Genomic DNA, 21,129 nt, shown 5'->3' with positions numbered 1-21,129 from the left:
TGGCAGACGGACATGAACGACGGTGAACGTTTCGGGGCCCGCAGGTCAACGACGGGTGCGACGGAGCCGCCGCGCCCCTCTCACGGCGGCCACACCGCCGGCCAGACAGAGCGCGGCGACGACGCCCTCGGTCCAGATGACGGCCCCCGGTCCGGTCCTGGCGAGCTCGGGCTCGTCCTGCGGATCCCGGGCGGTTGACGGCACCTCTCCGGAGCCCCTGGGGCTGGGCGTGTCACCGGATCCGCCGATGTCACCGCCGCCGTCGACCCCACCCACGTCACCGGACCCCCTGACGACACCGCCACCGTCGACACCACCGGTGTCACCGGACCCCCCGACGACACCGCCACCATCGACCCCACCGGTGTCACCGGACCCCCCGACGACACCGCCACCATCGACCCCACCGGTGTCACCGGACCCCCCGACGACACCGCCACCATCGACACCACCGGTGTCACCGGACCCCCCGACGACACCGCCACCATCGACACCACCGGTGTCACCGGACCCCCCGACGACACCGCCACCATCGACACCACCGGTGTCACCGGACCCCCCGACGACACCGCCACCATCGACACCACCGGTGTCACCGATTCCCCCGACGACACCGCCACCATCGACACCACCGGTGTCACCGATTCCCGGAGTGGCACTGTCCAGGGACGGTTCGGGCAGCACGTCCCCCTCTCGGCTGATGCCGCCGACATCACCCGTACCTCCCGTGTCTTCATCACCGGTGTCGCCACCACCGGTGTCGTCCTCGACCACACCGAAGACGTAGTCGTCGGACTCACCGACCCAGTCCCCGTCGTCACCCGCCGGCGTCTTCTTGGCACCGTCGGCAGGCGCGGCCTGCTTCCGCTGGACGATCGCGGCCTTGGCGGTGATCCGATTGGGGTCGGTGTCGGAGGTGAACGCCATCCGGACCTGGACGCTGACGGTGCGCCCCGCAGGGACGGTGAAGCCGTCGAAGGTGTCGGCGCCGTCGCCGCCGAAGACGCCGATGTGCTCGTCGCGGTCGGTCGTCTCCCAGGTGACGCGGTGCGGGAGGTCGGGGCTGTCCGGGTCGGAGAACTCCAGCTGGATCTGGTCGGAGGTCAGCTTCTGGTCCTCGTCGGTGAGGACCAGAACCGGGTGGATGGAGCCGCAGGGCTTCGAGGTCGTATTGGTCAGATCCAGGAACCAGGTGCCGTATCCCCCGCCGGACGCATACGTCTCCTGGCCACCGCGGATCCGGGTCGTGATCGGGAAGTCGTCCGCCGTCGGGGCACCACAGGTGGGCTGCTGGTCGGCGGTGACGGCGACGGGCACCGCGGCGGCGTCGGCGGATGCGGCGGACGCGCCGCCGAGCACGACGGACGCCGCGGCCAGTCCGAGGGCGATTCCGTGGCGCGGCCGGGGAGAGGGAGGCGTGGGGGGCATTGGGGGGACACCCTTTGCTGCTCGCGAAACGGCCGGATCGCCCCGTACCCGGAGTTCACCGGTTGTAGGCGGCGACGCTGCCACGCACGCGCGACCCGGCACACGCCGGCATGCCGGGGAGTCGCCCGGTCGGGCGACCCGAACCGCTCGAACGGCCCTACGCTCCGGCGCCGCCGAGTCGCCCGAACAGCGGGGCGAGGACGAGCTGGGCGGCCCCCTCGGCGACCGGCCGGTCCCCGCCCGCGGTCATGACGAGCGGCACGGCCGCACCGATGCCGTCACGCCGGACGCGCTCACCGATCACGGCCCGGACCCCTCGGACGTACGCATCGGGGTCGGCGTCGACGGTACGGCCGCCCAGCACCACCCGGTCGATGTCGAGCAGCCCGACCAGGTTGGCGGCGCCGGTCCCGAGTACCCGCGCGGCCTCCGCGGCATCGCCGCCCGAGACGGCGGCGAGGCAGAGCGCCTCGATACAGCCGCGCCCGCCGCAACTGCACAGGGGCCCGTCCAGCAGCACGGTCTGATGCCCGAACTCACCGGCCCCGGTTCGGGCCCCGCGATGCACGGCCCCACCGAGCACGAGCCCGGCACCGAGCCCGGTCCCGAGATGCAGATACGCGAAGTCCCCCGGCCGGTCGGCCCGCAGGGCGAGCCCGAGAGCGGCGGCATTGGTGTCCTTGTCGACGACGACGGGCAACCCGGTGCGAGCGGTGAGAGCGTCCCGGAGCGGAAACCCGTCCCACTGCGGGAACCCGGTGACGCGATGCAGCACACCCCCCCGGTGATCAAGCGGCCCGGGCACGGCAACACCCAGCCCGAGCACGGTGGACGGCGGAGCCACGGGGGAGACCGCGTGCGGTCCGGGGCCGGCCCCGTCGGGGGCGGTGGGCCCGGAGCTTCCCGGCCCCGCTTCCGCGGCCCCGCCCGACCCGCCGGGCCCACCCAGCACCAGGCCCACCTCCCGGGCCGCAGCGGCGACCACCTCGCCCGCCGGTGCGCCGAAGTCCAGCGGCGTCCTGCGGCTCGCCACGACCGTGCCCGCGAGGTCGACCAGGACCACCGTCAGTTCGTCCCGGTCCAGGTGCAGCCCCACCGCGTGTCCCGCGTCCGGAACCAGGCGCAGCACCGTGCGTGGCTTGCCGCCCGTGGAGGCGCGGTGGCCCGCCTCCGTCGCCAGGCCCTCCGCCCGCAGCCGGGCGGTGATCTTGCTGACGGCCTGCGGGGTGAGCCCCGTCCGTTCCGCCAGCTCCAGCCTGCTGATCCCGCGCTCGCCCGCGACACGCAGCAGGTCCAGCACGAGCGCCGCGTTGTGGCTGCGCAGTGTCGGTAGGTTCGCCCCGGTGTTACTCCTGTTCACTGCCCCATTGTCTCCCTCGCTTGCACTTTGGCAACAGCGTTGCTTAAGTGGATTGCATGACTGGCATCACGACACCCGGGACGCCCGGCTCCCCCCTCCGCGTCGGACTCGTCGGCTACGGCCTGGCGGGCTCCGTCTTCCACGCCCCGCTGATCGCCGCGACCGAGGGACTGGCCCTCGACACGGTCGTCACGTCGAACGAGGAGCGTCGGGCCCAGGCCCGTGCCGAGTTCCCCGACGTCCGGTTCGCCGCGTCGCCCGAGGAGCTGTGGGCGCGCGCCGACGAGCTGGACCTGATCGTGATCGCCTCCCCCAACAAGACCCACGTCCCGATCGCGACCGCCGCGCTCGAAGCCGGCCTGCCGGTCGTCGTGGACAAGCCGATCGCCGGCACGGCCGCCGAGGCGCGCGAGCTCGCCGCGCTGGCGCAGGAGCGCGGGCTGCTGCTGTCCGTCTTCCAGAACCGCCGCTGGGACAACGATTTCCTGACGCTCTCCCGGCTGGTCGCGGACGGCGAGCTCGGTGACGTACAGCGTTTCGAGTCCCGTTTCGAGCGGTGGCGCCCGCAGCTCAAGGGCGGCTGGCGCGAGTCGGGCGACCCGGAGGAGATCGGCGGACTGCTGTACGACCTGGGCAGCCACGTCGTCGACCAGGCGCTCGTGCTGTTCGGCCCGGCGGTGCGGGTGTACGCGGAGTCCGACGTACGCCGCCCCGACGCCGTCACCGACGACGACACGTTCATCGCGATCACCCATGCGAACGGGGTCCGCTCGCATCTGTACGTCAGCGCCACCACCGCTCAGCTCGGGCCGCGCTTCCGCGTGCTCGGTTCGCGGGCCGGTTACGTGAAGTACGGTCTTGACCCGCAGGAGGCCGCCCTGCGTGAGGGCCACCGCCCGTCCGCCGCCGCTTCCGGCTGGGGCGAGGAGCCCGAGGCCCTGTGGGGCCGGACCGGTTCGGGCGAGTCGCCGCTGACCGGTGGCGGCACCCCGGTCCGTACCCTGCCGGGCGACTACCCGGCGTACTACGCGGCGGTCGCTGACGCGGTGCGCGGAAAGGGCGAGAATCCGGTGACGGCGCTGCAGGCCGCCGCGGCCCTGGACGTCCTGGAGGCCGCCCGCCGCTCGGCCCGCGAGGGCGTCACCGTCACCCTGTCCACCGCTTCCGAGGAGCAGTCCGCATGAACCCCACCGCTCCGACCATCTCCGAGCTCATCGCGCAGGAGCGCCGGCTGACGCTGCCGCATTTCAGTTACGACGACGCGTACGCACTCGGCGGGCTGCTCGTCTCCATGGCCCGGGAGCGCCACGCGCCGGTCGCGATCGACATCCGGCGCGGTGCCCAGCAGCTGTTCCATGCCGCGCTGCCCGGTTCGAGCGCGGACAACGACGCGTGGATCGACCGCAAGCGCAAGGTCGTCGAGCGGTACGGCGAGAGCTCGTACCTGGTCGGGACCCGGTTCCGGGCGAAGGGGACGACGTTCGAGGACTCCTCGCGGCTGGACCTGGACACGTACGCCGCGCACGGCGGTTCGTTCCCGATCGCGGTCGAGGGCGCGGGCGTGATCGGCTCGGTCACGGTGTCCGGGCTGCCGCAGGCGGAGGACCACGCGCTGGTCGTCGAGGCACTGGAACAGTTCGCCACCACGATCTCCGGCTGAGACGACGGAGACGACGGAGGGGTGGCTCGCCGCACCAGCGGCGCACCACCCCTCCGACCTCTACGCAACGGCTACGCGTCCTTCAGCTCCTGCCGCTGCCGCCCCAGCCCCTCGATCTCCAGCTCGACGACATCCCCCGCCCGCAGATACGGCTTGGGATCCGGCTGCCCCAAGGCCACACCGGCCGGCGTACCGGTGTTGATGACATCGCCCGGGTACAGCGTCATGAACTGGCTGAGGTAGCGGACCACCTCGCCCACCGGGAAGATCTGGTCGGCGGTCGTGCCGTTCTGCTTCAGCTCGCCGTTGACCCAGAGCTTCAGCGGCAGCGCCTGCGGGTCGGAGACCTCGTCGGCCGTCACGAGCCACGGCCCCAGCGGGTTGAACGTCTCGCAGTTCTTGCCCTTGTCCCAGGTGCCGCCGCGCTCGATCTGGAACTCGCGCTCGGAGACGTCGTGCGCGACCGCGTACCCGGCGACGTGGCCGAGCGCTTCCTCCGCGGAGTCCAGGTAACGGGCGGTGCGGCCGATGACGACGGCGAGCTCGACCTCCCAGTCGGTCTTGACGCTGCCGCGGGGCACCAGCACCGTGTCCTCGGGTCCGACGACGGTGTCCGGCGCCTTGAAGAAGAGGATCGGCTCGGCCGGAATCGCCGCGCCGGTCTCGGTGGCGTGCTCGTGGTAGTTCAGCCCGATGCACACGATCTTGCCGATGCGGGCGAGCGGCGGCCCGACCCGCAGCCCCTCGGCGTCGAGTGCGGGCAGCTCGCCGGGCGCGGCCGCTGCGGCCCGTACCCGCGCCAGCGCGGACTCGTCGGCGAGCAGGGCGCTGTCGATGTCGGTGACGATTCCCGACAGGTCACGCAGGGTTCCGTCCTGGTCCAGCAGCGCCGGTCGTTCCGCACCTGCCGTACCCACGCGAAGCAGCTTCACGGTCTTTCTCCCCTTGGTCGAGATCGGGCCCGTCGGATGGGTGGCGGCCATCGCAGGCTTGGCCGATCCTCCAAGACATCGGATCACTCCGCAAGACCCTGTTCACACACTGGACCGGCGTACTCGCCCCGCCGGTTACGCCACGGTGGCCATGGCGGCGCCCGCGGCCGGCATGTCGCGGTAGAGAGCGGCGCGCTCGATCGCGGTCCAGGTGGTGCTCGTGACGATGTAGAGCGCGGCGGCGAGCGGCACGTACGCCACCGAGACGAGCGTGAAGAAGGACATCAGCGGCATCAGCTTCGTCATCGCGCCCATGCCCGGCACGGGCTGTCCGTCGGGACCGGTGGCGGGGGTGGCCGGGGCGGCCGCGAGCTGGCGCTTCGTACGGCGGTAGTTAAACGTGGCGACGACGGCGACGATCACGAAGAGGCCGAGATAGACGACGCCCTGGGTGCCGAACGGTCCGCCGGCCGCGAGTGCGTCGTGCCAGCGCTCGCCGAGCGGGGCGCCGAAGAGCTCGTGGCCGAGCAGCTCGTTGGAGTCGCCACCGATCTTCTGGCTGGAGAAGACGTGGTAGAGCAGGAAGAAGGCGGGCATCTGCAGGAGGCTGGGCAGGCAGCCGGACAGCGGCGAGACCTTCTCCTCCCTGTGCAGCTCCATGAGCGCCTTCTGCATGCGCTCGGGGTTCTTGGCGTGTTTCTTGCGCAACTCGGCGATCTGCGGCTGGAGCTTGGTGCGGGCCTTCTGCCCACGCGCCGCGGCCCGCGAGAGGGGGTGCACGGCGAGTCGCACGAGCGCGGTGAAGAGGACGATCGCGGCGGCGGTGGCCGCGCCCTGGAAGAGCGGGTGCAACAGATCGGCGAAGGAGCCGACCAGGGCGGCGAAAGCGGACATGAACGTGGACATGGATGAGCCCTCCGGGGGTCTCGTCGTGCCGGGAGAAGAACGATCTGGCTCGGCATGACGACCCGCGCGGGGCGCGCCTGAGCACACGTACTCGTGCTCGGGCGAAGAAGGTGCGAAGTCCCTACGCGGCCGTCAGGAGGGCACGGCCGGGGGCTCGGGGCCGTCTGCGGCCCTTGGCGTCGGGATCGCGCTGCGGCAGGAACGCGGTGCGTTTCTCGCGGTCGCGCATGGCGGTACGGACCCGGGTGCGGGGCACCGGGGCGGCGCAGCGGGCGCTGATGACCGAACAGGCGACGAGCGCGGAACCGGCGGCGGCGGTGGCGGCGAGCGCGACCGCCGCGGAGAGGCTGCCGCCCTCGGCGAGGAGAACCTCGGTGAGCAGGAAGAGCAGGATTCCGACGGGCCGGGGCAGGCGGGTGATGCCGCCGCGCAGGCGGTTGCCGATGCTGCTGCTCATCGATCCCTCCCCCGCTCGGTCCGGTGGGCTCGCTCGTTCGGCCCTCCAGTCGTTATACACGATGGCCCGGGGAGCCGGCCGATGTCGGACGGCGTCGGTCGCCGGCGGCCGGAGGAGCCGGCGCGACGCGAGCAGGGCACGGCCGCACTCACGCCGGGCCGACGCCCCGCCGCTGCAGTCGGTCGGGCTGTCGCCGGTGGCGGCGGTCGGCGTCAGACTCCCGCGGGACCGGCGCCCGCGACGGTAACGGCCTCACTCCCCGTCGTGGGGGAGGCCGCAAGAGTCGGCTCCCCGGTCTCGTCCCGCGCGAGCACCTCGCGGTCCGGCCGCTCGTCGTGCTCGCGCGGACCCGCGTACGTCACCGCGAGTGCGACGACGAGGTTGGCGGCGAGCGCGACGATGCCCGCGTTCACACCCCACACCGGATCGTTCTCGGTGAACACGAACCCGCAGACCGTTCCCACCCCGACGACCAGCCCGGCCAGCGCCCCGAGCAGCGTCAGCCGCCGCCACATCAGCCCCAGCAGCACCATGGGGAGCAACTGCGCCATCCCCTCGTACGAGATGAGGGAGAGCCGCACCAGCGTGTTCGGCGCCGTGTAGGTGAGCACGAGCGCGATCACGCCCGCGGCCACGACGACGGTCTGGGCGGCGCCCTTCTGCCGGTGCTGCCAGCGCGGTACGAGCGAGAGCACACTGCGCCCCCACATCGTGCCGATGACCAGCATGAAGACCGCCATGGGCACGATCGAGGACAGCGCGGCGGCCACCCCGATGACGCCGACCGCCCAGGCGGGCAGCGAGTCCACGACGAGCTTGAAGAGCGCGAGGTTGGATTCGGCGCCGACGAGCCCCGGCACGACGAAGAGGGCGGCCATGCCGAGCAGCATCGGGACGAAGAGCAGCACGTTGTAGGCGGGCAGCCACATCGCGTTGCGGCGCAGCACGTCGGCGTTTTTCGCGCCGAGGTAGCCGGCGACGGTGGTCGGGAAGATCACCACGGTGAGGGAGTTGAGGAACGAGGTGGTGATGAACCAGGCCTGCCCGAGTCCGCTGTCGCCGTGCCCCGGGAAGGTCAGCCACTCGCTCTTCTCGGTGACGAGCCGGTCGAGGAAGGGTCCGTACCCGTCGAAGTAGTGCAGGGGTACGTAGAAGGCGAGGAACCCGAGCGTGGCGATGACGAGCACGTCCTTGAGGACGGACACCCATGCGCTGCCGCGCAGCCCGCTGACCACCACGAAGCCGGTGGTGACGGCGAACGCGATGAAGTACGCCCAGTTCAGGCTGATCGCACCGTACGAGATCGTGGAGACGACGACGCCCATGCCGGTGATCTGGAGCTGGATGTACGGCAGCAGGAAGACGGTGGCGAGGACGGCGACGAGCGCGCCGAGCCAGGGCCGGCCGAAGCGGTGCGCCACCATGTCGGTGATCCCGACGAGCCCGTGCCTGCGCGCGTAGGCCCAGAGCATCGGGCCGACGACGTACCCGACGGCGTACCCGCAGGACATGTAGGCCACCACGTAGAGCACGGGCGCCCCGTAGTTGTAGCCCCATCCGGCAGCCCCCAGATAGCTGAAGCTGGTGTATCCCTCGCCGGCCATCAGCACCCAGATGAAGACGGCCCCGAGACTGCGTCCGCCGACGGACCACTCGGCGAGCCCGCCCCTGCCACCGCTCCCCCGCCCCCGCACGGCGAGCAGCCCGAGCGCCACGGTGACGACCATGAAGACCCCGAAGACGGAGGTCGCTATCGCGGCGTTCACCGGCGGTCCCCCCGTCGGGTCAGCCATACGGCGACGGGTGTGAGCAGCGTCGCCCCGAGCAGCCACACGAAGAGGAACGGCAGTCCGAGTACGACGGGATCGACCCGGTTCACGAACGGCAGCGCTCCCAGGTAGAGCGCGTAGGGAACCAGCAACCACAACAACTGCGGACGACGTCTGAGCACGTCAGAAAACCTTAGTCCGGCAGTGGCACAGCTGTTCCACGAGGGCACTACCGCGCCCTGGCTCCCGTCAGCCTCCCCCACACGACGAGCCGGTACCGGGAGGTGAATTCGGGCGTGCACGTGGTCAGCGTCACGTAGGCACCGGGCTCGCTGTACCCGACGTGGGGCCGCACATTGCTGCGCGGAACGGCGGCGATCACCCCACTGTCCCGCGGCGACGTCCGGGACAGCGTCTTGTCGACGACGTACGTGTACACCCGCTCCCGGGTCTCGACGGTGATCCGGTCACCCCGGCGCAGCCGGTTGATGTACCGGAACGGTTCGCCGTGCGTGTTGCGGTGCCCGGCGAGCGCGAAGTTCCCGACATCGCCGGGCTGCGCGGTGCGCGGGTAGTGCCCGACGTACCCCTTGTCGAGGACGCCGCTCTTGCTGATGCCCTGGGCGACCGGCGCGGTGAGCCCGAGGCGCGGGATGCGGATGACGGCGTACGCCTGATCCCAGCGAGGCGCGCGCGCCGCAGCCGTCGTACGCCCGCTCCCGCCGCCACCGGTCCGCGGCACCGGGGCCGAGCCGTCGTCCCCGCCCCCGCTGTCCGAGGGCCCCACCGGCTGTCCGCCCCCGTCCGTGCCCCGGCCCCACTCCTGCTCCAGGGCCTGCACCTGATGCTCGGCTCCCGCCCTGGCCTGCCGATTGGTCCACCACAGCTGATGGACGACGAGAAGCAGCAGCACGACACCCAGGGTCATGACCGCCTCGGCGCCCGTCCACAGCCCACGCGCGGCGACGCGTCGCCCCCGCGGGTTCCGCTGCACCGCGACCGGTATCCGCTCCCTCACGGCCCGCACGATAGGGGCACGACCCGTAACTCACCAGGGCCGGAACAACCCTCCGCCCAGCAGCCGTACAGCAGTACGGTGTGGTTCATGCGCCCCGACACGCCTGCTGATCACATCGCCGAAGCCGAGCGCCTGCTGCGCACCGCGGCGCAGTACCCCGACGACCGGGAGCCGCTGCTCCTGCGCGCCGCGGCCCACCTGGAACTCGCCGACCAGCGCCCCCGCGCCGCCACCCTCTACGACGAACTGCTCGCCGCGGATCCCGCCGACCCGTCCCTGATCAAAGCCCTCAAGGCAGCGAACCTCTGGGAGTACGGTCACGAGGCCGAGGCCCGTGCGATCATCGACGGCCTCCGCGCGGCGGGACCGCTCGAAGCTGCCCCCTGGAGGATCGCCGCCGAGACCCTCGAATCGCATGACGAGCTGGAGTCGGCGCACGACTTCTTCTCGACCGCGCTGACCCTGCTCCTGGCTCCGGACGAGGAAGTCCCGTACGCCACCCAGTCCCTGCTGTTCGGCCGCCACCGTGTACGACGTCTGATGGGCCTCGGCCACGACTCCTGGGACGAGCTCGCCGACACCCTCCACAGCGCCACGGTCCCGCTGGACGAGCTCCACGACCCGAAGCGCCTGTGGTACCTGGGCTCGTCCGACCCGGGCGAGCTCCAGGCCGAGATCACCCGCCTCCGCGCGGAACTGGGCACCTATCGCACGGCTCTGTCCCGCCCGTTCCCGGTGGCGGTCCTGCACTGGACGGCGGCGGAACTCGACGAGCTCCTCACCGCGTACCCGTCCCTGCGCACCGAGTACCCGTCCCACCCCGAGCACCTGAACCGTCTGGAAGCCTCCCTCCGCGATCTGCACGCGGCAGGCACCCCGAACCTCGGCATCGTCACCGGCACGGTTCCGTCGTACGAGGCGTTCGCCGCCTCGGAGGCCGCGTCGCCGTCCGACCCGAACCTCCTCCCCCAGTACGCCACCACCCTCGCGGCCCGCGGCCGCGCGGTCCCGTGGCCGCCGGCCCGGAGCGCGGCGTGCTGGTGCGGGTCGGGGCGGGCGTATCGGGAGTGCCACGGGGCGGCGTGACCGGCACCGCACGACCGGCAGGGCTCGCCGGCCCCGCTCGACCGACGGGGTACGGCTCCGGCTCGTCCCGGGGCCGTACGTCCGTCGCTGATCGTCAACGGCCGCTGAGCGCCTTGCGCAGGGCCGCGTCGAGCCCGGCCGCGGTCTGTTCGGCGTCGGCTCCGTCGGTCGTCAGCCAGGTGTGCACCTGCGACTGCAGGACCTGTGTGAACGCACCGTAGTAAGGGGTCCGGGGGCGCTGCACCGCATGCTTCAGCGCCTGGCTCAACGTAAAGGTGTACGCGGCTCGCATCCGGTCCGGTTGGGCCCAGGCGCCGCCCTCACCGCCCGGGGACGCGGACGGTGACGGGCCGGCCGAGTGGAGGGCCTCGGCGACACGGGGGTAGCAGGGCGGCCCGGTGCCGTCGTAGGCGGACGCGCGGGTGGCGGCGAACCCGGCGTCGAGCAGGCAGCGTTCGCTCTCCCGGGAGGTCAGGAAGTCGATCAGCTCGCGGGCGCCCGCGGCGCGCGGCGAATCAGTGGTGACGGCGAGGTTCTGGCCGCCGAGGACCGATGCGCCCGGAAGCCGGTTCACGGAGTAGTCCTCCGGCGGCAGCAGGTTCTGCAACGCCCTGAAGACGTAGGGCCAGTGGCGCACGAACGCGACGCGCCCCTCGGCGAAGTCGGCCAGGGACGTCGGCTCGTCGGAGGAGAACGCGCGGTCCAGTATCCGGTCCTTGCGGGCGCGTTGGCGCACCGCCTCAAGCCCCCTCTTCAGGGACTTCGGGTCCGCTGTGTAATGCCCCTTCTCATCCGTGAGGTGGACGTCGACGGACTCGAACGCCTCGATGGTGTTGACGGTCAGTCCCTCGTACTCGTCGAGCTGGGTCGTCCAGCCCGCGTCGACGCCGCTCTTGCTCCGGTCGGCCGTGAGCGTGTCGATGGAGGCGCCGAGATCGACCCACGTCCAGTTGGCGGTGGGCTGGCGGGCCAGGGTGATTCCGGCGGCGGTCAGCCGGTCGGGCCGGTAGTAGAGCAGACCGACGTCGCTGTTGAAGGGGCGGGCGTAGGAGCGGCCCTTCCATTCGGAGGTCCGGCGGATCTCCGGAATGACGTCGGAGTCGACTCCGTCCTTGTCGGAAAGCGGGCGGACGAGCCCGGCCTCGGCGAACTCCGGGATCCAGGTGATGTCGAGGTTCACCACGTCGTAGCCGGCGCTTCCGGACTGGAGCGCGCCGAGCAGCTGGCTGCGCTGCTGATCGGCGTCGCCGGGCAGCTCGACGAGTTTCGCCTGCATCGCCGGTTCATGGGAGTGGCGCTCGTTCCATTCCTTGATCAGCTGCTGCCGCACTCCGCCGGATCCGGTCACATCGAGCCCGCTGGCGACGACGATCGGGCCGGATGCGTCCTTTCCCTTCTCGTCCGGGCCGGGGGTCTGTCCTGAACCACCGGAACAAGCGGCGGAGGCGAGGACGAGCAAGGAGCAGAGCGCGCCGACGGCACGCCCGCGACCGCTCCGATCCACCCGGCGACTGCCACTGCGACTCATTCGGCGTCCCCCGTACCGGTCTTGGCGACCTCGGCCTGCAGCTCTTTCGCCAGGTCGACCGACGGGTCGAGACAGCGGCCGCCGGTCGCAGCCGTGAGCTGCCGGTTGAGCGCACCCGACGTACAGCCGCCGCCCTGCAGGGAGACCACGACGACCCGTACCCGCGGAGTCTTCTGCGCCTCCTTGACCAGGGACGCCAGCCCGGTGCCCTTGATGCCCGCGGAATCCTCGTCGTCCGTGACCAGGACGAGCAGCCGCGGCGGGTCGGCCTCCGACGGTCCCGCGCGCAGTTCGGCGAGCGCGTCCCGCAGCCCGGTCGCGACGTGCGCGTTGACGTCCGCCACCGGTTTCGCCGCGCCGACCTTCCGCTGCGCGGCGGCCCGGTCGTTCCGCCCGAACGGCACGAGGTCCGCATGGGCCTTCCGGGAGACGGGCGCGATCGACCAGACCCCGTACTCGTCCTCCCTGCCGAGGGAGTTCATCGACCGGCTCACCAGATCCTTGGCGCGCCCGGACCCGTCGAAGACCCGCTTGTCCACCATCGAGGTCGACGTGTCCAGCAGGTACAGCACTCGGCCGGGCCCGAGAGCCTGCCGGTAGCGCCGAAGCGTGTCGGTGAGCACGGCCGATGTGGCGGGCGGCCCGTTCTGCGGCAGCTTGTCGGAGTGGACGGCACGGGTGTTGGCGGGCGCCTTGAGCAGCGAGTGCTCGTCGGGCGGGGCGGGATCGCCGTCACTCGTGACGCGCCGGAACCCGTCCTCGGTGAACACGCGCTGGGCGGAACCGTCTTCGGTCAGCCACCGGTGGAAGTCCTTGATCGCCTGCTTGCGCCGCTCGGCGTCGCGCTCTGCCCCCTTCCAGGTGACGCGCACGAAGGGCAGATCCAGCATCGGTACGTCGGACGGGTACCAGGCCGTCCGCCCGGACAGGGTGTCCTTCGCGCAGGACCGGCGGCCCTTGTCGCCGGGCCGCAGATTGAACTGCGCCATGGTCTGCTCCGGGATCAGCACGGCGGCCCGGTCCTCCAGAGTGTTCTGCGGGCTCGCGGCGAGCGCGCACATCAGCTCCGCCGACGTGCCCGGCATCGGCGTGAGCTGCCCCTCCATGCCCTGTTCGAGCTCGGACGGCTGGGCGATGCCGGTGGGCGGATAGAGGGCTGTCGTGGCCAGGAGCGCCCCGTCCGTGTTCTCCGGGTCGGGACGCAGGACGAACGCCTTCTGCTCCGAGGCGCCCAGCGCGGAAACCAGCGCGCCGAGCGGGCTGCCGGTCTGCAGGGCGGGCGGGAGGGACAGCCCGTCGGGCACGGCCAGAACCATCGGCGTATAGGCGAGCGGTCCCAACCGGTCGAAGGAGACCACACTGCCCTCGGTGACCTTGCCGTTGCCGGTCGCGGCGGCCGAGGTGTCCTGGGCACGCCGCCACGTGCTGTCGGCGGCCGGAATCCAGATGTCCGGCTGCGCGCCGAGATCCCGCTGGGGCCGGAAGCACTCCCCCGAGACGGGGCACTCACCGTCCGGCGACTGCCATGCCTTCGACCCCTGGAAGGCGGCTACCGCGTCCGTCGCCTTGGCCTCGTACACACTGATCCCGATCTGTCGGCAGGCGCGCGAATCCCGTTCGAGATACGCGTCGGCGGCCTTCTGGACGGTGGTCCGCAGATCCGGATCGGTGAGCACCCGCAGCTCCATCGGCGGCGCGCAGCTTCCGGCCCCGTCCGCCGGCAGCAGGTTTCGGACGATCACCCCGGTGGCGCCGAGGAGGGCGAGAGCCAGGAGCGGGACGAGGACCCTCCGGACTCCCCGCAGACGCCACAACCGGTCCCGAAACCGGCGTAGGAACGCGGACAGCGACACGGCTTCCGGATCGTGCTCCGGATCGTGTTCCGGATCGGACACGCGGACGGAGTGCGGCTCCGGCTCCCGCTCGACCGGGGGCACGGCATCTTCCCCCTGCCCGAGCGCGAGAACGACATCGTCGCCCTGGTGGAATTCGACGGGAATCCAGTCCTGCCCGTCGTACGCCTTGAGGCCGGCCAGCGCCTCGCGCACCCGCGTATCCAGGTGCGCAAGAAGAACGTCACCGCCGCGAAGCGGTCCCCCCTCGGTCGGCTCCTCCGTCAGTACGCGATGGATCTCCCTGGTGAAACGCGTTCCGGCCGCGGTGCGTGGGACCGGAATCTCCGCGCCCTCCCGTATCGCCGCGAAGAGAGCGAATCTCTTCTCCGGATTCAGATCGAGCTCCTTGAGCGCGTTGCCCGCGTAACAGCAGTCGAGGATGACGACCACGTGCTCCGCCTCGGATTCCCACAGCCAATGCATCACATCCTTGTGCCAGGCAAGGGCGTTCGAGAAGGGATGGCTCTTGTCCCTGGTCACCTTGGAACCGGCGACCATCAGATGGAAGTTCCCGCCGTACGTGTCCACCTGGCCGTGACCGACGAAATAGACGACCAGTAACCCCTCGGCCTCCTCCGCAGCCTTGCTGAGGGCCTCACCCACCGTGTGGCGGCCGCGCGGGTCGAGGAGAACCCTCACCTCGTCGGGGTCGAACACGCCGGAGCCCTCGGCGGTCAGCGCCTCCTTCATCAGCTCGAGGTTGCGCGGCACACCCGGAAGACGCCCCAGGTGCTCATACCTGTCCACGCCGATCAGCAGCGCCCGGTGGGCCTTCCGGCGGTTCTCGCCACTACGCGCGTTGTAGGGCGGCACGGCGGCTAGGCCCCCCTGTGATCGTCGCCGCCCTGTGCAGGGTCCTCGCCACCGGGCTCCGGCGGTTCCTCCGGGGCCGCATCGCGTGCGGAGTCGCGGCTCAGCGCGGAGTCCGGACCACCGGCCTGATCGACGAAGGCAACGCCTGGGTCCTCCTCGTCGTCGACGACGAGTCTGCGCCGGTTGCGGAGCCAGGTCAGCGCCGACTGCCACGCGCTCTCGACGACGATGTCGACGCCCTTCACCGCCACCGCGAGGACGACCGCCTGGACCAACTCCCCCGCCTGGGTTTCCGCGGGCCGCCCGGGCTCCTCCGCCGACTCGACCTCGACCAACCTGAGTTCCCCGGCGCGCCACGCCTCGGCGAGCGCGGGCGCGTTACGTAACCACGTACTGAGCGCTCTCACGTCGTCCCGTTCGGCGTGCGTACCGCGCACCGTGAGCCGCAACTCAACGGCCCCCCGCGCCCCCGCTGCCCCGGCCACGTCCGCACTGTCCGCCATGCGCTGCCCCCATCGACGCCGTTGCCGCCCCCGCGTCGGAGCGGTTCGTGTAACTCGCCATTATTTCACGCACGTTGACACCGGACACCCCTTTGAGGCCGCCCCTCTCGGCCCGGTCGACGAGGACTGGGCCCAGACCTCCGTGACCCGTCCGCCGCTTCACCGCACGCGGAACACCGGTCGCGCAACCGATTCCCCAATGCCCCACCTTTGCAATATCATCACATTCCATCCATTGATCTCAGGGCCCCGCCTCCCCCACGCAGGTTCCAGCTCTGTGCGTGCGAGGAAGCCTTCATGTCGCCCTATCAGCCTTCCGCCGACTGGCAGTACGAGATCCCGACGACCGGCAGCAAGCGGCTCCCGCCCGCCGCCCGCTACGTCGAATCACTGACGCACCAGGGCTACGGCTTCGAGGCAGCCATAGCCGACCTGGTCGACAACTCCATCGACGCGGGCGCCCGTAACGTCGTCATCAGCTTCCTCCGCGACGAGGACCGCCTCGTCAGCCTGCTCGTCGTCGACGACGGATGCGGTATGAACGACGAGGCCCTGGACACCGCGATGACGGTCGGCGGACGCGAGGGATACGCCGCGAGCGCGCTCGGCCACTTCGGAGCAGGCCTCAAGGCCGCTTCGCTCTCGCACGCCGATTCGCTCACCGTCATCAGCCGGACCAAGCGCAGCCCCTCCACCGGCCGCCGCTGGCTGACGGCGCGCGCCCAGGCCGACTTCACGTGCGACGTCGTCGACCCCCGCTACTGCCAGGACCTCGTCGACCGCTACGACGGAATCGTCGAGTGGCACGGCACGATCGTCCGCTGGGACCGTGTCCGGGCCTTCGACACCGTGACGACCGGTCAGGCCGACCGGTTCCTCAATGAAGCGATCGAGAAGCTGGAGACCCACCTCGGCCTCCATCTGCACCGCTTCCTGGCCCGTGAGGGCTTCAACGTCGACATCGTCGTCGAGGACGTGCGGACCAAGGAGGAGCTCGACCACCGCGGCGTCGAGCCCCTCGACCCGTTCGGCTACCGGGTGCCGGGCCGGGCCGGCTACCCCCGCACGTACACCGCACCGATCGAGGGCGTCGGCGAGCTCGCGCTGACCGCGCACATCTGGCCGCCGAAGTCGCCGCTGGTCAGCTTCCGCGGCATCGGTCCGCTCGCCGAACGCCAGGGCTTCTACATCTACCGCAACGACCGGCTCGTCCAGGCGGGCGGCTGGAACAGCACCCGCAGCGCCGAGGGCCATCTCGCCCTGGCCCGGATCGCCGTCGACCTGCCGACCGAACCGAACGACGTCTTCAGCCTCACGGTGAAGAAGGACGGCGTGACGGTCACCCCCGCCTTCGCCCGAGGTCTCGAACAGGCCACCAACGACGCGGGCCACACGTTCGCCGCGTATCTCCAGGAAGCGGAGACGACGTACCGGGAGGCGGCCCGGCGCGCGACCGAGCCGCAGCGCAAGGCCGTTCTCCCGGCCGGCAAGGGCCTGGACCCCAGGCTCAAGCGCACCCTTCGCGACGAGTTGCCCGAGCTGGAGGGCGAGGACCCGATCACCTTCCGCTGGGACACGCTTCCGTCGGACGTGTTCTTCGAACTCGACCGCGAGGAACGGGAAGTGAAGCTGAACAAGGAGTACCGGCAGGTCTTCAACGGTGGCCGCAGGGGCGGTCTGAACGACGCTCCCGTGGTGAAGAGCATGCTGTACCTCATGGTCAACGAGATCTTCCAGAAGGAACGGGTCCGCGCCGTCCACACCGACAATGTCGCCCTGTGGAACAGCGTCCTGGTGACGGCCGCGCGCTGCGAACTCGCGCGCTGAGCAACCGAACCGTCCTCCCACCTCCCCTCCCGAGGAAGCCGTTCCCACCATGACCGACCACCTGTTCAACCTGCACGGCGACGTCCTGGCTGCGATGCGTCGCGGACCTAAACACTTCACCAAGCTGGCCTTCGTACTCACCGAGGCCGACGAACCCGCCGACACGGAGCTGAGCCACTTCCGGGACCGCATCATCGCCGCGGGCCCCGGCGACGAGCTCACCGCGCTCTGGCATCGCACTCTGACCGGCTGGGACCTGACGGAACAGGCCGACTGGTCCGCCGCCCCGCCCCGTACCGACGAGCGCCGCGCGGACACGTACACCCGCCTCGGCTTCGGCGCCGACCTGCGCAAGGCGCTCGACCATGCGGTGCCGGTCTTCAAGGAGCCCGGCCCGACGATCATCAGCAGGACCCCGACTTCCTGGTACTCCCGGGACACCGCGGCGGCCCGCTCCTTCTACTGGAACTCGTACGAGCAACTGCTGCGCCGCAAGGGCTGGTCGGACGCGGCCGTGTCCAGCCTCGACGAGGCGAGCCACGCCGTGGTCGAGCGCCTCGCCGACCCCACGCGCGCCGAGGCGTACGGAGCCCGCGGCCTGGTCGTCGGCTATGTCCAGTCGGGCAAGACCGCCAACTTCACGGGCGTCACGGCGAAGGCCATCGACGCGGGCTACCGCCTCGTCATCGTCCTCGGCGGCACCCTGAACCTCCTCCGGGGCCAGACCCAGCGCCGTCTGGACATGGAACTGATCGGCCAGGAGAACATCCTGCGGGGCGCCGACCCGTCGGATCCCGACGCCCTGATCGACATCGACTACCAGGACGACGAGGACTGGCCGGCGAAGTTCGTCAGCCACGGCGGCCGTCCCTCCACCCGAGGCGCTTTCGACATCGAACGCCTCACCACCCGGGACGACGACTACAAGAGTCTGGCGACCGGAATCCGGGCGCTCGAATTCGACAAGCAGGTCCGTACGCAGCCGCTGCACGCCCCGGACAACCTGCATCGCGCGGCCGCGCGCGTGATGGTCGTGAAGAAGAACAAGTCCGTGCTGGCCAAGCTCATCAAGGACCTGAAGAAGATCGGCCCGCTCCTCTCCGAGATCCCCGCGCTGATCATCGACGACGAGTCCGACCAGGCTTCGGTCAACACCACGGATCCGAAGAAGTGGGAGGAGGGCAAGGTCGCCCGTACGGCCATCAACGGCCAGATCTCCCAGCTGCTCGGCCTCCTCCCCCGCGCCCAGTACGTCGGTTACACGGCAACGCCTTTCGCCAACGTCTTCGTCGACCCGGGCGACGGCGAGGACATCTTCCCCCGCGACTTCCTCATCTCGCTGCCGCGCCCGACCGGCTACATGGGCGTCCAGGACTTCCACGACCTGGACCGGACCGACGACTCCGCCACCGGCACCGGCACCGCCGAGGAATCCCACATCCGCGGCATCTACGAAGACACGGGCGACCGCCTCCAGGAAGCCCTGGACGCCTTCCTCCTCACCGGAGCCCTGAAGCTGTACCGCGCGGCCAACGGCGTCCCCGACGGCCCGTTCCGCCACCACACGATGCTCGTCCACGAGTCCGTGCGCATGGCCGAACACGCGGCCCTGGCGCTGCGCATCAGCTCCCTGTGGCACGAGGCGGCCTACACCAGCCAGGAGGGTCACGACCGCCTCGCGGCCCTGCTGGCCTCCGACTTCCAGCGCTTCGCCGACGACGGACTGCCCACCCCCACCTCGTACGAAGACCTGAAGCAGCACGTCTTCCGGGCCCGCCAGCTGATCAACTCCGGCGGCACACCGGTGATCGTCGTCAACGGCGACACCGAACGCGACTACGCCCAGCCCGACCTCGACTTCGACCGCACCCCGAACGTGTGGAAGATCCTGGTCGGCGGCACCAAACTCTCCCGCGGCTTCACGGTCGAGGGCCTGACGGTGACGTACTACCGCCGCAAGACCCAGCAGGCCGACACCCTGATGCAGATGGGCCGCTGGTTCGGCTTCCGCCCCGGCTACCGCGACCTGGTCCGCCTCTACATCGGCCGCGAGGAGCCCATGGGCAAGTCGAAGACGGTCGACCTGTACGAGGCCTTCGAGGCCATCTGCCGCGACGAGGAGACGTTCCGCGCCCAACTCACCCGGTACGCCGCCCTGGTGGACGGCAAGCCCCAGGTCACCCCGGCCCAGATCCCACCGCTGGTCTCCCAGCACCTGTCCTGGATCAAGCCGTCCGCCCGCAACAAGATGTTCAACGCGGAGCTGGTGGAGATCCGGTCGCCGGGCGAGTGGGTGGAGCCGACGGCGTACCCGACGGACGCGACGGATCTGCGGCACAACTCGGAGGTATGGCTGCCCGCTCTCGAGGCGCTGAACGTAGACCCGAGTGTCTTCGTCACCCTCTCCGAAAATGACCGGGGCAGCTATACCCGCTACCCAGCAAAGACCGCCGTTCTCCCCCACAGTCAACTGCTAGACATCATGAGCAGCCTTACCTGGGGTCGCCCAGACCTCTTCGCTCCCCACCTCGCGTATCTCAAGGACCCCAGCGACAGCGGGTGCGCGACCGACGACTGGGTCCTTGTACTCCCGCAGACTTCCGGCCGCACCAGCGTGGAAGCGCGGATCGGGGGCTCCGGTCCGCTCACTCTCGTTCAGCGCAAGCGCAACGCCCGCGGCGTCTTCAACCGCATCTCCGGTATGGCACACCGCCAGTCCGCCGAACGCATCGCCGGCCTGCATCCGCTGAGCGAGGAAGACCCCTTTGCCACCCAGTTCCACCAGCAGCGGCGGGGTGTCGTGCTGCTCTATCCGGTGGTCGACCCCGAGCTTGGCGCACCCGCCGACGTCGTGGCCAGGGGCCATATCGATCCAGCCAAGGTCGTGATGGCTGCAGCATTCATCCCGGCTGTCAGCCAAACAGCTAAGCAGATACCCTTCGTTCGCTTCCGCACCATCGACTCATCGCGCGATGGGGAGGCGATCGTCACCACCGGTTGATGGCGATCTGCGCGACAGGAATTCGGACCAGAGATCGGGAGCTTGCGGGTGGGACGGCTTGTTCTTCAGAAGCCTGGGGAAATCTGCACGAACGCGGATACAGCCTCAGAACACCTCCTCCGCAAGCCAGAGGACGACGTCGAACTGCAGGCCGTCCTTGGCTGGTTCCGTGACCAGTCCATCGGGCTGCTCTATACCGAGGCGATCCGTAACTCGATCGACTATGTCCTTGATGGCGGCAGAACGGGCCGGTTCGATCTGCTGTCGTCCGACGTACATCCGGGCGAGAGGGCCTCGGTTGGCGCGAAGCTGGAGTACGAGGTTCTACGGATCTTCAATCTGCCGAAATCCAAGCCCCTCGACACGCTCATCGGGGGCGCCCCGGTAGACATCAAAGCGACGGTCGGGGACAACTGGGCTATCCCGACAGAAGCACACTGCCAACTATGTATCTGCACCCAGATTCAGCTGAAGAAGAATCGCCATAGATCCTGGCTCGTCCGGGCACATCGGTCTTGGCTGTACCGAGGCAAGGGCAATAAGGACGGCAAACGCGGACTGGCTGTTGACGCTCGCACCCACTGGAGCGTCCCGCTTTACGACTGGGAAGATCTGCCCATCAACCCTCTGCGGTACCTGACCGAAGAACAGGCCACGCAGGTCCTGGCGAAGAAGCCCGGACAGGTAAAGCGGCTGCTGATGATGTTCCGCTTCCTAGAGGGCCACATCATTCCCCGGAACGTCATCCTCACTGTCGGAGCGGGCAGGGACGACCCTATGCGCCGAGCGCGACAGGCTCGGGATGAGGCAGTCAAGGAAGGTCTGACACTTCTGTGCGGTGACTGGGTTGAGTCCCGCGAACAAGCCGCGGCGCGAGGGATCACTCTCGGCTCTGGTGAGTGGATTGCACTTCGAGACGATTCAGCCAGCTAGCCCGTGGCCAGCC

General features: G+C 70.3%; 17 protein-coding genes. 6 read left to right on the top strand and 11 right to left on the bottom strand.

Annotated elements, in window-relative coordinates; genetic code table 11:
• Nucleotides 1-45 precede the first annotated feature (45 nt).
• Nucleotides 46-1,428, bottom strand: coding sequence for a hypothetical protein (locus OG972_RS25925; RefSeq protein ID WP_266985280.1), 1,383 nt, complete (start codon nt 1,426-1,428; stop codon nt 46-48).
• A gap of 157 nt (nt 1,429-1,585) precedes the next feature.
• Nucleotides 1,586-2,788 carry an ROK family transcriptional regulator gene (locus OG972_RS25920; protein WP_266985278.1) on the bottom strand — a complete coding sequence of 401 codons (1,203 nt, stop codon included), beginning with the start codon at nt 2,786-2,788 and terminating at the stop codon, nt 1,586-1,588.
• A 56-nt stretch (nt 2,789-2,844) separates the two neighbouring features.
• Between OG972_RS25920 and OG972_RS25915 the strand changes: the two genes are divergently transcribed.
• Both OG972_RS25915 and OG972_RS25910 read left to right on the top strand, forming a co-directional pair.
• On the top strand, nt 2,845-3,972 hold the full coding sequence (locus tag OG972_RS25915) for a Gfo/Idh/MocA family oxidoreductase (protein ID WP_266985276.1): 1,128 nt from the start codon (nt 2,845-2,847) through the stop codon (nt 3,970-3,972).
• Entirely contained in the window at nt 3,969-4,448 is a 480-nt protein-coding gene (locus tag OG972_RS25910; RefSeq protein WP_266985274.1) for a heme-degrading domain-containing protein, read from the top strand. Before OG972_RS25915 ends, OG972_RS25910 begins: the two co-directional genes overlap by 4 nt.
• A gap of 71 nt (nt 4,449-4,519) precedes the next feature.
• Here the strand turns inward: OG972_RS25910 and OG972_RS25905 are convergent, their stop codons facing one another.
• From OG972_RS25905 to OG972_RS25880, 6 genes are all read right to left on the bottom strand, one after another.
• A complete protein-coding gene (locus OG972_RS25905) occupies nt 4,520-5,380 on the bottom strand; it encodes a fumarylacetoacetate hydrolase family protein (protein ID WP_266985272.1) in 861 nt (286 codons plus the stop codon).
• Between the two features lie 135 nt (nt 5,381-5,515).
• On the bottom strand, nt 5,516-6,286 hold the full coding sequence (locus tag OG972_RS25900; protein ID WP_266985270.1) for a YidC/Oxa1 family membrane protein insertase: 771 nt from the start codon (nt 6,284-6,286) through the stop codon (nt 5,516-5,518).
• A 121-nt stretch (nt 6,287-6,407) separates the two neighbouring features.
• Entirely contained in the window at nt 6,408-6,743 is a 336-nt protein-coding gene (locus OG972_RS25895) for a DUF6412 domain-containing protein (RefSeq protein WP_266985268.1), read from the bottom strand.
• 212 nt (nt 6,744-6,955) lie between these two features.
• The gene (locus OG972_RS25890; protein WP_266985266.1) at nt 6,956-8,509 is read right to left on the bottom strand and encodes a sodium:solute symporter; all 1,554 of its coding nucleotides are present in this window, start codon (nt 8,507-8,509) and stop codon (nt 6,956-6,958) included.
• Complete coding sequence (locus OG972_RS25885) at nt 8,506-8,664, bottom strand: DUF3311 domain-containing protein (protein ID WP_323135955.1); 159 nt, start codon at nt 8,662-8,664, stop codon at nt 8,506-8,508. The genes OG972_RS25890 and OG972_RS25885 overlap by 4 nt, the downstream gene beginning before the upstream one ends.
• 77 nt (nt 8,665-8,741) lie before the next feature.
• Nucleotides 8,742-9,539, bottom strand: a complete 798-nt coding sequence (locus tag OG972_RS25880) for a class E sortase (protein WP_266985262.1) — start codon at nt 9,537-9,539, stop codon at nt 8,742-8,744.
• Nucleotides 9,540-9,617: 78 nt separating this feature from the next.
• Between OG972_RS25880 and OG972_RS25875 the strand changes: the two genes are divergently transcribed.
• Nucleotides 9,618-10,616 carry an SEC-C domain-containing protein gene (locus tag OG972_RS25875; RefSeq protein WP_266985260.1) on the top strand — a complete coding sequence of 333 codons (999 nt, stop codon included), beginning with the start codon at nt 9,618-9,620 and terminating at the stop codon, nt 10,614-10,616.
• A 94-nt stretch (nt 10,617-10,710) separates the two neighbouring features.
• Here OG972_RS25875 and OG972_RS25870 read toward each other — a convergent pair whose 3' ends face one another.
• Genes OG972_RS25870 through OG972_RS25860 form a run of 3 tightly spaced genes read right to left on the bottom strand, consistent with a single transcriptional unit; the run spans nt 10,711 to nt 15,355 of the window.
• Nucleotides 10,711-12,120, bottom strand: a complete 1,410-nt coding sequence (locus OG972_RS25870) for an extracellular solute-binding protein (RefSeq protein ID WP_266985258.1) — start codon at nt 12,118-12,120, stop codon at nt 10,711-10,713.
• Nucleotides 12,121-12,140: 20 nt separating this feature from the next.
• On the bottom strand, nt 12,141-14,852 hold the full coding sequence (locus tag OG972_RS25865; RefSeq protein ID WP_266985256.1) for a substrate-binding domain-containing protein: 2,712 nt from the start codon (nt 14,850-14,852) through the stop codon (nt 12,141-12,143).
• Between the two features lie 5 nt (nt 14,853-14,857).
• The gene (locus OG972_RS25860) at nt 14,858-15,355 is read right to left on the bottom strand and encodes a hypothetical protein (RefSeq protein ID WP_266985254.1); all 498 of its coding nucleotides are present in this window, start codon (nt 15,353-15,355) and stop codon (nt 14,858-14,860) included.
• Between the two features lie 297 nt (nt 15,356-15,652).
• Here OG972_RS25860 and OG972_RS25855 point away from each other — a divergent pair, with 297 nt between their 5' ends.
• Genes OG972_RS25855 through OG972_RS25845 form a run of 3 tightly spaced genes read left to right on the top strand, consistent with a single transcriptional unit; the run spans nt 15,653 to nt 21,116 of the window.
• Nucleotides 15,653-17,182, top strand: a complete 1,530-nt coding sequence (locus OG972_RS25855) for an ATP-binding protein (RefSeq protein ID WP_266985252.1) — start codon at nt 15,653-15,655, stop codon at nt 17,180-17,182.
• Between the two features lie 49 nt (nt 17,183-17,231).
• Nucleotides 17,232-20,183 (top strand): Z1 domain-containing protein, encoded by a 2,952-nt coding sequence (locus OG972_RS25850; protein ID WP_266985250.1) that lies wholly within the window; start codon nt 17,232-17,234, stop codon nt 20,181-20,183.
• A gap of 48 nt (nt 20,184-20,231) precedes the next feature.
• Nucleotides 20,232-21,116, top strand: coding sequence for a NaeI family type II restriction endonuclease (locus OG972_RS25845; RefSeq protein ID WP_266985248.1), 885 nt, complete (start codon nt 20,232-20,234; stop codon nt 21,114-21,116).
• The last annotated feature ends 13 nt before the right edge of the window (nt 21,117-21,129 follow it).

The organism is Streptomyces sp. NBC_01669 (assembly GCF_026339735.1).
GTDB lineage: Bacteria > Actinomycetota > Actinomycetes > Streptomycetales > Streptomycetaceae > Streptomyces > Streptomyces yanii.
Note: the sequence above shows the minus strand (reverse complement) of the source record. Positions and strands in the feature narration are given on the sequence as shown.

Coding starts and splice junctions, on each gene's coding strand:
- OG972_RS25855 (WP_266985252.1), top strand. CDS start 15,653: ATGTCGCCCTATCAGCCTTCCGCCGACTGGCAGTACGAGATCCCGACG.
- OG972_RS25850 (WP_266985250.1), top strand. CDS start 17,232: ATGACCGACCACCTGTTCAACCTGCACGGCGACGTCCTGGCTGCGATG.
- OG972_RS25915 (WP_266985276.1), top strand. CDS start 2,845: ATGACTGGCATCACGACACCCGGGACGCCCGGCTCCCCCCTCCGCGTC.
- OG972_RS25925 (WP_266985280.1), bottom strand. CDS start 1,428: ATGCCCCCCACGCCTCCCTCTCCCCGGCCGCGCCACGGAATCGCCCTC.
- OG972_RS25910 (WP_266985274.1), top strand. CDS start 3,969: ATGAACCCCACCGCTCCGACCATCTCCGAGCTCATCGCGCAGGAGCGC.
- OG972_RS25895 (WP_266985268.1), bottom strand. CDS start 6,743: ATGAGCAGCAGCATCGGCAACCGCCTGCGCGGCGGCATCACCCGCCTG.
- OG972_RS25875 (WP_266985260.1), top strand. CDS start 9,618: ATGCGCCCCGACACGCCTGCTGATCACATCGCCGAAGCCGAGCGCCTG.
- OG972_RS25900 (WP_266985270.1), bottom strand. CDS start 6,286: ATGTCCACGTTCATGTCCGCTTTCGCCGCCCTGGTCGGCTCCTTCGCC.
- OG972_RS25860 (WP_266985254.1), bottom strand. CDS start 15,355: ATGGCGGACAGTGCGGACGTGGCCGGGGCAGCGGGGGCGCGGGGGGCC.